Annotated in this window: 14 protein-coding genes; all 14 read right to left on the reverse strand. The window is 57.5% G+C overall.

Annotation, left to right across the window (positions count from 1 at the left end; genetic code table 11):
• Positions 1-8: 8 nt before the first annotated feature.
• Positions 9-1,385: a F0F1 ATP synthase subunit beta gene (gene atpD / locus GKKCFE_RS25880; protein ID WP_047230095.1), complete on the reverse strand. Its 1,377-nt coding sequence runs from the start codon at positions 1,383-1,385 to the stop codon at positions 9-11.
• 27 nt (positions 1,386-1,412) lie between these two features.
• The gene (gene atpG, locus GKKCFE_RS25885) at positions 1,413-2,273 is read right to left on the reverse strand and encodes a F0F1 ATP synthase subunit gamma (protein ID WP_003207090.1); all 861 of its coding nucleotides are present in this window, start codon (positions 2,271-2,273) and stop codon (positions 1,413-1,415) included.
• Positions 2,274-2,323: 50 nt separating this feature from the next.
• The gene (gene atpA / locus GKKCFE_RS25890) at positions 2,324-3,868 is read right to left on the reverse strand and encodes a F0F1 ATP synthase subunit alpha (RefSeq protein WP_025216279.1); all 1,545 of its coding nucleotides are present in this window, start codon (positions 3,866-3,868) and stop codon (positions 2,324-2,326) included.
• A gap of 21 nt (positions 3,869-3,889) precedes the next feature.
• Complete coding sequence (locus GKKCFE_RS25895; RefSeq protein ID WP_047230096.1) at positions 3,890-4,426, reverse strand: F0F1 ATP synthase subunit delta; 537 nt, start codon at positions 4,424-4,426, stop codon at positions 3,890-3,892.
• 12 nt (positions 4,427-4,438) lie between these two features.
• Positions 4,439-4,909 carry a F0F1 ATP synthase subunit B gene (locus tag GKKCFE_RS25900; protein ID WP_047230097.1) on the reverse strand — a complete coding sequence of 157 codons (471 nt, stop codon included), beginning with the start codon at positions 4,907-4,909 and terminating at the stop codon, positions 4,439-4,441.
• A gap of 58 nt (positions 4,910-4,967) precedes the next feature.
• A complete protein-coding gene (atpE, locus tag GKKCFE_RS25905; RefSeq protein WP_003097235.1) occupies positions 4,968-5,225 on the reverse strand; it encodes a F0F1 ATP synthase subunit C in 258 nt (85 codons plus the stop codon).
• A 132-nt stretch (positions 5,226-5,357) separates the two neighbouring features.
• Positions 5,358-6,227: a F0F1 ATP synthase subunit A gene (atpB, locus tag GKKCFE_RS25910; RefSeq protein ID WP_047230098.1), complete on the reverse strand. Its 870-nt coding sequence runs from the start codon at positions 6,225-6,227 to the stop codon at positions 5,358-5,360.
• A 16-nt stretch (positions 6,228-6,243) separates the two neighbouring features.
• Complete coding sequence (locus GKKCFE_RS25915) at positions 6,244-6,651, reverse strand: F0F1 ATP synthase subunit I (protein WP_047230099.1); 408 nt, start codon at positions 6,649-6,651, stop codon at positions 6,244-6,246.
• A 148-nt stretch (positions 6,652-6,799) separates the two neighbouring features.
• On the reverse strand, positions 6,800-7,672 hold the full coding sequence (locus tag GKKCFE_RS25920) for a ParB/RepB/Spo0J family partition protein (RefSeq protein WP_003207098.1): 873 nt from the start codon (positions 7,670-7,672) through the stop codon (positions 6,800-6,802).
• 9 nt (positions 7,673-7,681) lie between these two features.
• Entirely contained in the window at positions 7,682-8,479 is a 798-nt protein-coding gene (locus GKKCFE_RS25925) for a ParA family protein (protein WP_003187199.1), read from the reverse strand.
• A gap of 18 nt (positions 8,480-8,497) precedes the next feature.
• Complete coding sequence (gene rsmG / locus GKKCFE_RS25930; protein ID WP_171061291.1) at positions 8,498-9,133, reverse strand: 16S rRNA (guanine(527)-N(7))-methyltransferase RsmG; 636 nt, start codon at positions 9,131-9,133, stop codon at positions 8,498-8,500.
• Positions 9,134-9,138: 5 nt separating this feature from the next.
• Positions 9,139-11,031, reverse strand: coding sequence for a tRNA uridine-5-carboxymethylaminomethyl(34) synthesis enzyme MnmG (gene mnmG, locus GKKCFE_RS25935; protein WP_047230101.1), 1,893 nt, complete (start codon positions 11,029-11,031; stop codon positions 9,139-9,141).
• A gap of 558 nt (positions 11,032-11,589) precedes the next feature.
• On the reverse strand, positions 11,590-12,960 hold the full coding sequence (gene mnmE, locus GKKCFE_RS25940) for a tRNA uridine-5-carboxymethylaminomethyl(34) synthesis GTPase MnmE (RefSeq protein WP_445577283.1): 1,371 nt from the start codon (positions 12,958-12,960) through the stop codon (positions 11,590-11,592).
• Between the two features lie 79 nt (positions 12,961-13,039).
• Positions 13,040-14,722 carry a membrane protein insertase YidC gene (gene yidC / locus GKKCFE_RS25945; RefSeq protein WP_417695570.1) on the reverse strand — a complete coding sequence of 561 codons (1,683 nt, stop codon included), beginning with the start codon at positions 14,720-14,722 and terminating at the stop codon, positions 13,040-13,042.

The raw sequence follows: 14,722 nt of genomic DNA on the forward strand, positions 1-14,722 counted from the left end.
CGCCGGGATTACAGTTTCTTGGCTTTCTCGATCGCTTCTTCGATGCCGCCGACCATGTAGAACGCTTGTTCTGGCAGGTGGTCGTAGTCACCGTTGAGGATGCCTTTGAAGCCAGCAATGGTGTCTTTCAGGGAAACGTATTTACCCGAGGCACCGGTGAAGACTTCAGCCACGAAGAACGGCTGCGACAAGAAGCGCTGGATCTTACGAGCGCGGGATACCAACTGCTTGTCGGTTTCCGACAGCTCGTCCATACCCAGGATCGCAATGATGTCCTTCAGCTCTTTGTAGCGCTGCAGCACGTACTGAACGCCGCGAGCGGTGTCGTAGTGCTCCTGGCCGATCACGTTCGGGTCCAGCTGACGCGAAGTCGAGTCCAGTGGGTCTACCGCTGGGTAGATACCCAGGGAAGCGATGTCACGGGACAGAACGACGGTGGCGTCCAAGTGGGCGAAGGTGGTCGCTGGCGACGGGTCGGTCAAGTCGTCCGCCGGTACGTATACCGCCTGGATCGAGGTGATCGAACCTTCCTTGGTCGAAGTGATGCGCTCTTGCAGCACGCCCATCTCTTCAGCCAGGGTCGGCTGGTAACCTACTGCCGAAGGCATACGGCCCAGCAGTGCGGATACTTCAGTACCGGCCAGGGTGTAACGGTAGATGTTGTCGACGAACAACAGTACGTCGTTACCTTCGTCACGGAACTTCTCGGCCATGGTCAGGCCAGTCAGGGCTACGCGCAGACGGTTTCCCGGCGGCTCGTTCATCTGACCGTAAACCAGTGCCACTTTGTCCAGAACGTTGGAGTCCTTCATCTCGTGGTAGAAGTCGTTACCCTCACGAGTACGCTCACCCACACCGGCGAACACGGAATAACCGCTGTGCTCGATGGCGATGTTACGGATCAGTTCCATCATGTTTACGGTCTTGCCGACACCGGCACCACCGAACAGACCGACTTTACCGCCCTTGGCGAACGGGCAAACCAGGTCGATAACCTTGATGCCGGTTTCCAGCAGGTCGTTGCCGCCTGCCTGTTCAGCGAAGGATGGCGCAGGACGGTGAATGCCCCAGCGCTCTTCGGTGGCGATCGGACCTGCTTCGTCGATCGGGTTGCCCAGTACGTCCATGATCCGGCCCAGGGTCGCTTTACCGACCGGTACGGAGATGGCTGCGCCAGAGTCGACAACATCCAGACCGCGCTTCAAGCCTTCGGTGGAGCCCATCGCAATGGTACGTACCACGCCGTCGCCCAGCTGCTGCTGAACTTCCAGAGTGGTTTCCGCGCCTTGTACTTTCAGCGCGTTGTAGATGCTCGGTACGCTGTCGCGTGGAAATTCCACGTCGATAACGGCGCCGATGATTTGAACGATACGTCCGCTACTCATAGCTGGATCCTCTGAATATTTGAACCGTTAAACCGCGGCAGCGCCGCCGACGATTTCCGAGATCTCTTGGGTGATCGCAGCCTGACGCGCCTTGTTGTAGATCAGTTGCAAATCACTGATCAGATCACCGGCGTTGTCGGTAGCGTTCTTCATCGCGATCATCCGCGCCGCTTGTTCAGCTGCGTTGTTCTCGACCACCGCCTGGTAAACCTGCGATTCCACGTAGCGGACCATCAAGCCGTCAAGCAGCTCTTTGGCATCCGGTTCGTAGAGGTAGTCCCAGTGGTGCTTGAGTTCCTGTTCCGGGGTCGCCACCAGCGGAATCAACTGCTCCACGGTAGGCTGTTGCGTCATGGTGTTGATGAATTTGTTGGATACCACGGACAGGCGGTCAATACGGCCTTCCAGGTAAGCATCCAGCATCACCTTGACGCTGCCGATCAGATCATTGATCGACGGCTCTTCACCCAGGTGGCTGATAGCAGCGACGACGTTACCGCCGAAGTTGCGGAAAAAAGCCGCACCCTTGCTACCAATCACGCACAGATCGATCTCGACGCCTTGTTCACGGTTTACAGCCATGTCCTTGACCAGGGCCTTGAACAGGTTGGTGTTCAAGCCACCGCACAGACCACGGTCACTGCTCACCACAACGTAACCGACGCGCTTGATGGCGCGGTCGATCATGAACGGGTGGCGATATTCCGGGTTGGCGTTGGCCAGATGACCAATTACCTGGCGGATGCGCTCCGCGTAGGGACGGCTAGCAGCCATGCGCATTTGTGCCTTGCGCATTTTGCTGACCGCCACTTTTTCCATGGCGCTGGTAATCTTTTGCGTGCTTTTGATGCTCGCAATCTTACTGCGAATCTCTTTTGCGCCTGCCATGTAACACCTATCAGGTTAGCAAGCGGGAGCCTTGCGACTCCCGCTGCGGCTTACCAGGTTTGGGTGGCCTTGAACTTCTCGATACCGGCTTTCATGCCAGCGTCGATTTCGTCATTGAAGTCACCCTTCACGTTGATCTTCGCCATCAAATCGGCGTGATCGCGGTTGAAGTAAGCAATCAGCGCTTGTTCAAAGCTGCCGACCTTGGCGATTTCGACGTCAGTCAGGAACCCACGTTCAGCGGCATACAGCGACAACGCCATGTCAGCGATCGACATCGGAGCGTATTGCTTCTGCTTCATCAGCTCGGTAACGCGCTGACCATGCTCAAGTTGCTTACGGGTCGCTTCGTCCAGGTCAGACGCGAATTGGGCGAATGCCGCCAGTTCACGGTACTGAGCCAGAGCGGTACGGATACCACCGGAGAGCTTCTTGATGATCTTGGTCTGAGCGGCACCACCCACACGGGATACCGAAACACCGGCGTTCACAGCAGGACGGATCCCGGAGTTGAACATGGCCGATTCCAGGAAGATCTGACCGTCGGTGATGGAAATCACGTTGGTCGGAACGAACGCGGAAACGTCGCCAGCCTGGGTTTCGATGATCGGCAGTGCGGTCAGGGAACCGGTTTTGCCGGTCACTGCGCCGTTGGTGAACTTCTCTACGTACTCTTCCGAAACGCGGGATGCGCGCTCCAGCAGACGGGAGTGGAGATAGAACACGTCGCCTGGGTAAGCTTCACGGCCTGGTGGACGGCGCAGCAGCAGGGAGATCTGGCGGTAAGCCACTGCCTGCTTGGACAGATCGTCATAAACGATCAGCGCGTCTTCACCGCGGTCGCGGAAGTATTCGCCCATGGTGCAACCGGAGTACGGTGCCAGGAACTGCAGCGCAGGAGATTCCGAAGCACTGGCAGCCACGATGATCGTGTTGGCCAGGGCGCCGTTTTCTTCCAGCTTGCGAACCACGTTGGCGATGGTCGATTGCTTCTGACCGATTGCCACGTAGACGCAGAAAATGCCGCTGTTCTTCTGGTTGATGATCGCGTCGATCGCCAGAGCGGTTTTACCGATCTGACGGTCACCGATGATCAGCTCACGCTGGCCACGGCCGACAGGGATCATGGCATCGACAGCCTTGTAGCCAGTCTGTACAGGCTGGTCTACCGACTTACGCCAGATCACGCCTGGAGCAACTTTCTCGACCGCATCGGTCTCGGTGTTGTTCAGCGGACCTTTGCCGTCAACTGGGTTACCCAGTGCGTCGACTACGCGACCCAGCAGTTCCTTACCAACCGGAACTTCGAGGATGCGGCCGGTGCACTTGGCGCTCATGCCTTCAGCCAGAGACGTGTACGCGCCCAATACCACGGCACCTACAGAGTCTTGCTCCAGGTTGAGGGCCATACCGTAGACGCCGCCCGGAAACTCGATCATCTCGCCGTACATGACGTCGGCCAGACCGTGAATCCGCACGATGCCGTCAGATACGCTGACGACAGTGCCTTCGTTACGGGCTTGGGAGGTCACATCGAGCTTGTCGATGCGGCCCTTGATAATTTCACTTATTTCGGAAGGATTGAGTTGCTGCATTGCTCTGCTGCCCCTTCAAACTCAAGATTTCAATGCTTCGGCAAGTTTCGCGATTTTGCCGCGAATCGAGCCATCGATAACCAGGTCACCGGCGCGGATAACGACACCACCAATCAAGGCAGGGTCTTCCGTAACGTCCAGACGCACTTCCCGGTTGAGTCGTGCACTGAGAACCTTGGCGAGTTTGTCTTGCTGTTCTTGGTTCAATGCAAAAGCACTGGTCACTTCCACGTCTACCGACTTCTCTTGCTCAGCCTTGTACAGGTCGAACAATGCGGCGATCTCCGGCAGAAGCGGGAGACGGTCGTTTTCGGCAACGACGTGAATGAAATTCTGTGCCTTGGCATCGAACTTGTCGCCGCACACGTCAATGAACGTGGCGGCCTTTTCTGCGCTCGTCAGTCGCGGGGCCTTGAGCACGCGCTGCATGGTGTCGTCTTGCGACACCGCTGCTGCCAGGCCGAGCATGGCTGACCAATTGGCCAGTTGCTGGTGGGCCTGAGCGTGCTCGAAGGCCGCCTTAGCGTAAGGTCGGGCCAACGTGGTCAGTTCTGCCATGATCGCCCTCGCTTAAATTTCAGCAGCCAGTTTGTTTACCAGCTCTGCGTGCGCGTTTTGATCGATTGTGGCACCCAGGATCTTCGAAGCACCGCCAACAGCCAGGGCACCCACTTGGGCACGCAGGGCGTCTTTGACACTGTTCAGTTCCTGTTCGATCTCGGCTTGAGCCTGAGCCTTCACACGGTCAGCTTCGACGCGAGCCTGTTCACGGGCTTCGTCGACAATCTGGGTACCGCGTTTCTTGGCTTGCTCGATGATTTCAGCTGCCTGAGCTTTCGCTTCGCGCAGTTGCTGACCCACTTTCTCATGGGCCAACTCCAGGTCGCGAGCTGCACGGCTGGCAGCGTCCAGACCATCCGCGATCTTCTTTTGACGTTCGTGCAATGCCGCAATGACCGGAGGCCATACGAACTTCATGCAGAACAGTACAAAAATCAGGAACGCAACGGACTGGCCAATCAGGGTCGCATTAATGTTCACGCCAACACCTCGCAGTTACGTTGTCCATCACACCAATCTACTCGAGACATCCGAGTAATTAGCCAGCGATTTGACCAACGAACGGGTTCGCAAAGGTGAAGAACAGAGCGATACCAACACCGATCATGGTCACGGCGTCGAGCAGACCAGCCACGATGAACATTTTAACTTGCAGCATTGGAACCATTTCTGGCTGACGCGCGGCGCCTTCCAGGAACTTGCCGCCCAGCAGGCCGAAACCAATTGCGGTACCCAGTGCGCCCAGGCCGATCAACAGTGCAACAGCGATAGCGGTTAGACCAACTACAGTTTCCATCTTTCCTCCCGACTTTTACGTCGTATGGTTTAGGTTTTTTAGATTAAAGCGGTAAAACAAATCGTTTCATCAAGCCCGTTCGGGCCCCTTCCCGTGTGACCGGGAAGGACATCAGACTAGTCGAGACTGGCCTTAATGGTTTTCTTCGTGCGCCATCGACAGGTAGACGATGGTCAGCATCATGAAGATGAACGCCTGCAGGGTGATGATCAGGATGTGGAACACAGCCCACGCCCACTGCAGAACTACACCCAGGCCGCTGAGCCAGAGCAGACCGCTGCCGAACATCACGGCGATCAGGATGAACACCAGCTCGCCGGCATACATGTTGCCGAACAGACGCAGGGCCAGGGAGATCGGTTTGGCGATCAGGGTCACGAACTCCAGAAGGAAGTTCACCGGGATCAGCAGGGCCTGAACGAGAATGTTCTTGCTGCCGAACGGGTGCAGGGTCAGTTCGCCGATGAAGCCGCCGATGCCCTTGACCTTGATGCTATAGAAAATGATCAGTGCGAAAACCGAGAACGCCATGCCCAGGGTCGCGTTCGGGTCGGTAGTCGACACGGCGCGGAACGGGATGTGCGAATCGCCGGAGATCAGGATGGCCAGCTGAGGAATCCAGTCGACCGGTACCAGGTCGATGGCGTTCATCAGGAACACCCAGACGAAGATGGTCAGTGCCAGCGGTGCGATCACCGGGCTACGGCCATGGAAGCTGTCTTTCACGCTGCCATCGACGAATTCGACCAATACTTCAACGAAGTTCTGCAGTGCACCAGGCTGACCGGAAGTCGCCTTCTTCGCCGCCATGCGGAAAAGAAGCACGAAGATCAGACCCAGTGCGACCGACCAGCCGAGCGTATCGACGTGGAAGGCCCAGAAGCCCATTTCCTTGGCTTCTGCTGCGGTGTGAGCAAAGCCCCAGCCGCCATTGGGTAGCTGCCCGAAGGTCAGGTTCTGCAAGTGGTGCTGGATATAGCCCGAAGCGGTTGTCTCTGCCATGGTTGCCTCAAACGCCCTAAGGTCTCGAAAGTCTTGTTCTCATTAGCAGGGGAGCGAACCAGCTAACCAGTTGGGTCAGCACGAAGACGCTGAATACAGCCAGCGGCGCCAGTGGCTTCACACCTGCGAACGTCAATGCAAACAGCACTGCCGTCAAAATCAGTTTCCCCGCCTCACCGGCATAAAAAGACCGGACGATGGCTTGGGCTGCTCGGGCGCCGGAAAACCGAAATGCCCTGTGAGCGAAATAAATATTGGGAAGCAAGGCTATCAGGCCTCCGCAAAGCCCTGAGTATCCGGCGACGACTCCCTTCCATTGCCAGAGCGCCAAAGCAGCGATCAGTACAACGACGAATTGGGTCATCAACACCGGGAAAACAGCCAGACGATGGAACGGCAAGCGGTTTGGCGTGCGTGTTTCCATCGCTTTTGCTCTCCAATGATCGGCCGCCATAATTCAATAACTTGGCATAATTTGTGCCGACAAAATGCGCGCAGAGTATAGGGGCGGTTCTGCCCCTATTCAACTGCCAGGTAGTGATTTCCGACTGCGCGCTACAAGAGCAATTGTTTCAGCGAATGTGCGCAAGGACACCTTGCAGCTCATCGAGGGAGTTATAACCGATCACCAATTGCCCTTTGCCCTTCTTGCCGTGGCGAATCTGCACCGCAGAGCCTAGGCGCTCGGCCAGGCGCTGTTCCAGGCGTGCGATATCCGGATCGGTTTTCGGTGCTTCGACAGGTGCCGGTTTACCACTGAGCCACTGACGAACCAGTGCCTCGGTTTGGCGCACAGTCAGGCCTCGTGCGACAACATGTCGCGCCCCTTCAACCTGTTGATTTTCCGGCAAACCGAGCAACGCCCGGGCATGCCCCATTTCCAGATCACCATGGGACAGCATGGTCTTGATGACTTCCGGCAAGGCAATCAGGCGCAACAGGTTGGCCACGGTCACGCGGGACTTGCCCACCGCCTCGGCGACCTGCTGTTGAGTCAGCTGGAACTCCTGCTGCAAACGCTGCAGGGCCACAGCCTCTTCGATCGGGTTGAGGTCTTCGCGCTGGATATTCTCGATCAGCGCCATGGCGATGGCGGTTTCATCCGGTACATCGCGGACCATCGCCGGAATGGTTTCCTGACCCGCCTGCTGGCTGGCACGCCAGCGGCGTTCGCCGGCGATGATCTCGAAGCGCCCGTTGGCGATCGGCCGAACCACGATCGGCTGCATCACGCCCTGGCTCTTGATCGACTGGGCCAGCTCTTCCAGTGCCTGCGGATCCATGTCCCGACGCGGCTGATACTTGCCGCGCTGGATCAGGTCCAGGGGCAAGTGTTGCAGCTCGCGCTGATCGACTTGTACGGCCTGCTCTTCCAGCGAACTGACAGTGGGGCCACTGAGCAGTGCATCCAGTCCACGTCCGAGACCTCGTTTCTTGACGGCCATGGGGTTTCCTTAAGTTGGCTGGGCAGCAGCGGTGCGTGGGTTTCGGCGCTGGCGGCGAACCATCTCGCCCGCCAGGGCCAGGTAGGCCAGCGCGCCTCGGGATTGTTTGTCGTAGGCCAGGGCCGGCATGCCGTAGCTCGGCGCTTCGGCCAAACGGATGTTACGCGGAATGACCGTATCGTAGAGCTGCTCGCCGAAGTGTTCCTTGAGCTGGGCCGATACGTCGTTCATCAGGCTCAGGCGCGGGTCATACATGGTCCGCAGCAGGCCCTCGACTTTCAGCTCCGGGTTCAGCAGTTCGGCAATGCGCTTGATGTTATCCACAAGGTCGCTCAACCCTTCGAGGGCAAAGTACTCGCACTGCATGGGAATAATCACCCCATCAGCGGCCACCAGGGCGTTGAGAGTCAGCATCGAAAGCGACGGTGGGCAGTCGATCAGGATGTAATCGTAATTTTCCCGAATCGGCGCCAAGGCGCTGCGCAGGCGGCTTTCCTTCATCTGCATTTCCAGCAGAACCACTTCGGCCGCCGTCAGGTCACGGTTGGCCGGCAGCAGTTGATAACCGCCGTGTTCGGAGAAATGCATGGCCTGGCCCAGATCGCATTCGCCGATCAGGACATCGTAAATGGAGTTTTCCAAGCCATGTTTATCCACACCGCTACCCATGGTGGCGTTGCCCTGTGGATCGAGATCGATCAGCAACACCCGGCGCTTGGTCGCGACCAGGGATGCTGCGAGGTTGATGCAGGTGGTGGTTTTACCCACACCACCCTTCTGGTTCGCTATCGCGAATACCTTAGCCATTGTTGCTTGTATTCCCAATCATGCCGTGCGGCGCAGTATCAGCAGATGGCGTTGGCCTTGGCAACCGGGTACGGCCAGGGCGTGTTCGCTATCGAGGTGGAAGTCTGCCGGCAATGCTACCAGCTCATCGGCCGGATGAACGCCCTTCATTGCCAGCCAGCGCGTATCGGCATCGCCCAGGTGGCGAGTCCAGTTGCTGAAGTTTTCCATGCTGCTGAACGCCCGGGAGATGATCCCGTTGAAAGGCTGGGCAGGCTGGAACGCTTCGACGCGGCTGTGGATAACTTGCAGGTTATCCAGTTTGAGTTCGAGTTTGACCTGGGTCAGGAAGCGGGTTTTCTTGCCGTTGCTGTCCAGGCAGGTCACTTGCGAACCAGGAAACAGGATCGCCAGCGGGATACCCGGCATGCCACCGCCACTGCCGACATCGAGCCAGCGGCCGTCTTCGATGAAGGACATGACGCTGAGGCTGTCGAGCAGATGCCGCGAGACCATTTCATCCGGATCGCGCACCGCGGTCAGGTTGTAGGCCTTGTTCCATTTGATCAACAGGGCCAGATAGCCCAGCAACTGCGCGTGCTGGGCTTCGGTCAGGCTGACGCCGAGCTGACGGGCACCTGTGGATAACTCTTCGGCGTGTTGCGAGGTGACCATCGAACTCAAGCGCTTTGCTCCAACTGACGGCCCGCGCCGCGTTTTTTCAAATGAATCATCAACAGGGAAATGGCCGCCGGGGTCACACCGGGAATGCGCGAAGCCTGGCCCAGGGTCTCGGGACGAGTTGCACCGAGCTTGCTCTGGATTTCCTTCGACAACCCGGAAATGCCGGTGTAATCGATATCCACAGGCAGTTTGGTGTCTTCACTGGCGCGCAGACGGGCGATTTCGTCTTGCTGACGGTCGATGTAACCGGCGTATTTGGTCTTGATCTCGACCTGCTCGGCCACCTGCGGATCCTCCGCGCCCTGACCGGTCACTTCCACCAGCCCGGCATAATCGATTTCCGGGCGGCTCAACAAGTTGAGCAAGTTGTATTCGTGGGTCAGCGGTGTGCCGAATTTGGTCGCGATGGCATCGCCCTGCTCGGTACCAGGACGAACCCAAGTGCTTTTCAGGCGCTGTTCTTCCAGCTCGATACTCTCGCGTTTCTTGCAGAACGCGGCCCAGCGAACGTCATCGACCAGCCCCAGCTCGCGACCTTTCTCGGTCAGGCGCAGGTCAGCGTTGTCTTCACGCAGGATCAGACGATATTCGGCACGGGAGGTGAACATCCGATACGGTTCCTGGGTACCCAGGGTAATCAAATCATCCACAAGCACACCGATATACGCCTCATCGCGGCGCGGGCACCAGCTGTCTTTGCCCTGGGCGCGCAGCGCTGCGTTGGCGCCAGCCAGCAGGCCTTGGGCACCGGCCTCTTCGTAACCGGTGGTGCCGTTGATTTGTCCGGCAAAGAACAGGCCGCCGATGACTTTGGTTTCCAGGCTGTACTTGAGGTCCCGCGGGTCGAAGTAATCGTATTCGATGGCATAGCCCGGACGAACGATGTGGGCGTTTTCCATGCCGCGAATCGATTGGACGATCTGCAGTTGCACGTCGAACGGCAGGGAAGTGGAAATCCCGTTCGGGTACAGCTCGTGCGTCGTCAGGCCTTCGGGTTCGATGAAGACCTGATGGCTTTCCTTGTCGGCAAACCGATGGATCTTGTCTTCGATCGATGGGCAATAACGCGGCCCGATACCTTCGATCACGCCGGAATACATGGGCGAGCGATCCAGGTTGGCAGCAATGATTTCGTGAGTGCGGGCGTTGGTATGGGTGATCCAGCAGCTCACCTGTTTCGGGTGCTGCGCTTTGGAGCCCATGAACGACATGACCGGAATCGGCGTATCGCCCGGCTGCTCGGTCATCACCGAGAAATCCACAGAGCGGCCATCGATGCGCGGTGGCGTACCGGTTTTCAGGCGACCGACACGCAACGGCAACTCACGCAGGCGCTGGGCCAGTGCGATTGAGGGTGGATCACCTGCGCGACCGCCGGAATAGTTCTGCATGCCGATGTGGATAAGTCCACCGAGGAAGGTCCCGGTGGTCAGCACCACGGAGTCAGCGAAGAAGCGCAGGCCCATCTGGGTCACAACACCGCGCACCTGGTCCTGCTCGACGATCAGGTCATCGGCTGCCTGTTGAAATATCCATAGGTTCGGCTGGTTTTCCAGGATTTCGCGGACAGCGGCCTTGTACAGGACACGGTCGGCCTGGGCACGAGTAGCCCGCACGGCCGGGCCTTTACGGCTGTTCAATACACGAAACTGAATACCACCTTTATCGGTGGCCATGGCCATCGCGCCACCGAGGGCATCGATTTCCTTGACCAGATGGCTTTTGCCAATCCCACCAATGGCGGGGTTGCAGCTCATGGCGCCGAGGGTTTCCACGTTATGCGTCAGCAACAGGGTTTTAGCCCCCATGCGTGCTGATGCAAGTGCTGCCTCGGTACCGGCATGACCGCCGCCGATGACGATCACTTCAAAACGGGAAGGGAAATCCACCACGCACCTCGTGCCTGCTTAATTCAGGTAATTCGGAAAATAGGTTTGAGCCTGGCCTTGGGCGTTTTTCGAGCCAGGTCGGCAAGTATAGGGACTTCCCCTTTCCTAAAGAACCCTTTGCACAAAATTTAACCAGCTGTGGAGAAGTCGAGGTTAAAGAAATTAAAAAGAAAGAAATTTATAAACCTTTGTTTTTATGTTTATTCTTACTGACCTTAATTTCTGTGGATAAAGCTCTGAATGCCTTTATATTCAATATGTACAGAGATTCAAAACCCTGTGGTCAGGTACGGCTGAGGGGCTTGGATAACCGGTGTAAGCCTGTGGATGAATGGGGTGGTTATCCACAGAGGCGGTTATCTTCAGTTTTGAAGGGGGTTTATCAACTGACCTCAGGCCCAGTTATTCACAGGGCTTAATCCACAGGAAAATTGGCTTTTGATCCAGACACCGCCCACAGGCAAGCCGCCATGCAGGGCAATCGTTCTAGAAAAGGGAGAAAACCGGCTGCATGGACTCGTTGTAGGGTCGATAGCAGCCGGGTTCTTAAGGAATGGGTTATTTACCGATGCAGAAGCTGGAGAAGATGCGACCAAGCAGGTCATCAGAGCTGAAGGCCCCGGTAATTTCCCCGAGAGATTGCTGGGCCTGACGTAAATCTTCGGCCAGTAGCTCACCGGCTCCAGCGAGGGTCAGTTGCGCGCGACCGTGCTCAAGCGCAGCGCTGGCATGGCGCAGCGCCTCAAGGTGCCGACGACGGGCGCTGAAGCTGCTTTCCGAAGTCTGCTCGTAACCCATGCAGGCCTTTAAATGTTCGCGCAGCAACTCCAGTCCCATATCCGCGGATTTCGCACTGAGGCTAATGGTGACGTGGCCATCAGCGCTGACCTCCAGGGTCACGGGTTCCCCGGTCAGGTCGGCCTTGTTTCGAATCAGCGTGACTTTCGAAGGGTCAGGCCGGGTTTCCAGAAACTCTGGCCACAACGCGAAAGGATCATCCGCTTCCGGGGCCGTGGCATCGACCACCAACAACACGCGGTCAGCCTCGCCGATGGCTTTGAGCGCACGCTCCACGCCGATTTTTTCCACATGGTCGTCGGTATCCCGCAGGCCGGCCGTGTCGACCACATGCAGGGGCATACCATCGATGTGGATATGTTCGCGCAGAATATCCCGGGTGGTGCCGGCGATCTCTGTGACAATCGCGGCCTCACGGCCTGCCAAGGCGTTGAGGAGGCTGGATTTGCCGGCATTTGGCCTTCCGGCGATCACCACCGTCATACCATCGCGCAACAAAGCACCCTGCCCGGCTTCGCGCAGTACTGTGGATAACTCATCGCGGACCTTGTCGAGCATGCTGAGCACGTGACCATCGGCGAGAAAGTCGATCTCTTCCTCGGGAAAGTCGATCGCGGCCTCGACGTAGATCCGCAGGCCAATCAGTTGTTCGGTGAGGTTATGCACACGCTGGGAAAAAGCGCCCTGCAGGGATCGCAAGGCATTGCGCGCGGCCTGTGCGGAACTGGCTTCGATCAGATCAGCAATGGCTTCGGCCTGGGCCAGGTCGAGCTTGTCGTTGAGGAATGCGCGTTCGCTGAACTCGCCTGGTCGCGCAAGACGACACCCCAGTTCGAGGCAACGCTTGAGCAACATGTCCAGGACGATCGGACCACCATGGCCTTGCAGTTCCAGCACATCTTCGCCGGTGAACGAGTTGGGACCAGGAAAATACAAAGCCAGGCCTTCATCGAGCACCTGCTGGTCATCACTGAAAAAAGGGCCGTAGTGAGCAAACCGCGGTTTGAGTTCTCGACCGCTGATGGCCTTGGCCGCGATGCTGGCCAACGGTCCCGAAATACGGACGATGCCGACTCCGCCGCGACCTTGGGCAGTGGCAACGGCGGCGATGGTTTCACGAGGTGCGCTCATAAACCGGTATCCAGACAAAAGTGGCAGATAGCAAAACGCCCCACTAGGGGGCGTTTTGTGTGGTTATCCACAGAGCAAGTTACGCCTCGGCTTTTTTCGTAGCCGCTTCGATCTTACGCGTGATGTACCACTGCTGGGTAATCGACAACACGTTGTTCACAACCCAGTACAGCACCAGGCCCGCAGGGAACCACAGGAAGAAGAAGGTGAAGATGATCGGCATCATCTTCATGACCTTCGCCTGCATAGGGTCCGGAGGCGTTGGGTTCAGCTGCTGCTGAATGAACATGGTCGCGCCCATGATGATCGGCAGGATGAAGAACGGATCCTTGATCGACAGGTCGGTAATCCACAGCATGAACGGTGCCTGGCGCATCTCCACGCTTTCCAGCAGCACCCAGTACAGCGCCAGGAACACGGGCATTTGGACAAGAATCGGCAAGCAACCACCCAACGGGTTGATCTTCTCTTTCTTGTACAGCTCCATCATGGCCTGGGACATTTTCTGCCGGTCATCGCCATGTTGTTCTTTCAGGGCGGCCAGTTTCGGTGCCACTGCGCGCATGCGAGCCATGGATTTGTAGCTGGCTGCCGACAATGGGAAGAAGATCCCCTTGATCAGCATGGTCAGGAAGATGATCGACCAGCCCCAGTTACCGACGATGCTGTGGATATGTTGCAGCAGCCAGAAGATTGGCTGGGCAATGAACCACAGGAACCCGTAGTCCACGGTCAGTTCCAGACCTGGGGACAACTCTTTCAACACCGCTTGGCTTTTTGGACCGGCATACAGAATCGCGCTGGTCTCGACTTTTGCACCTGGTGCAGCGGTCAATGCCGGGCCGGTATAACCGACGATGTAGTTGCCTTTGCTGTCTTTACGCGTCTGGACGACGTTGTTCTCGCCTTTCTGCGGGATCCAGGCGGTTACAAAATAGTGCTGCAACCAGGCAACCCAACCACCTTGTACGGTTTCCTTGAGCTGCGCCTTGTCCATGTCTTTCATGGACACTTTCTTGTACGGCTCCGAACTTGTCCACAGGGCAGCGCCCAGGTAAGTCGCGGTACCGGTGGCGGTGCTGGAGGAAGGATCATCGCTGGCGTCACGCTTGAGCTGCGCGAACATCGCACCAGACCAGGGCTGTGCGCTCTGGTTGTCGATCAGGTAGGAAACGGTCACGTCATACAGGCCACGTTTCAAAGTGAAACGCTTGATGTAATTGACGCCGTCCTTGCTGAACTTCAGGTCCACGACCAATTGGTCCTGACCGTCAGCCAGTTGATAAGTCTTCTTCTCGGAGGAGTAAACCGGGCGGCCGGCCGGGTTTGCATCCGGGCCGTTGGTGCCGATCAGACCACTTTGGGCCAGATAGGTCCGCTCATTGCCGTTATCGAACAACTGGAATGGAATTTCCGGATGGTCCTGGCGGCGCGGATACAACGGCAGCTTCAACTGAGCGACGTCACCACCTTGTGGATCGATTGCCAGCTCAAGCACGTCCGTCTTGATCTGGATCAGATCCTTGCTTGCAGCCACAGGGGCTTCGGCAGGAGCAGTGGTATCGCTTGCCGCGCGCGGGATGTCGTCATTGCTGGCGGTGCTATTGCCAGTCGTGGTGTCCGGCAAGCTCGGTGCGGTATTGCTGGCTGCAACATTCTGAGTCGGCAGGGCAGCCTGGCCATAGTCCTGGTTCCATTTAAGAACCATTACGTAGGACACGATTGCCAGGGCGACGATCAGGATCGTGCGTTTGATATCCAT

The organism is Pseudomonas sp. E141, from assembly GCF_052659885.1.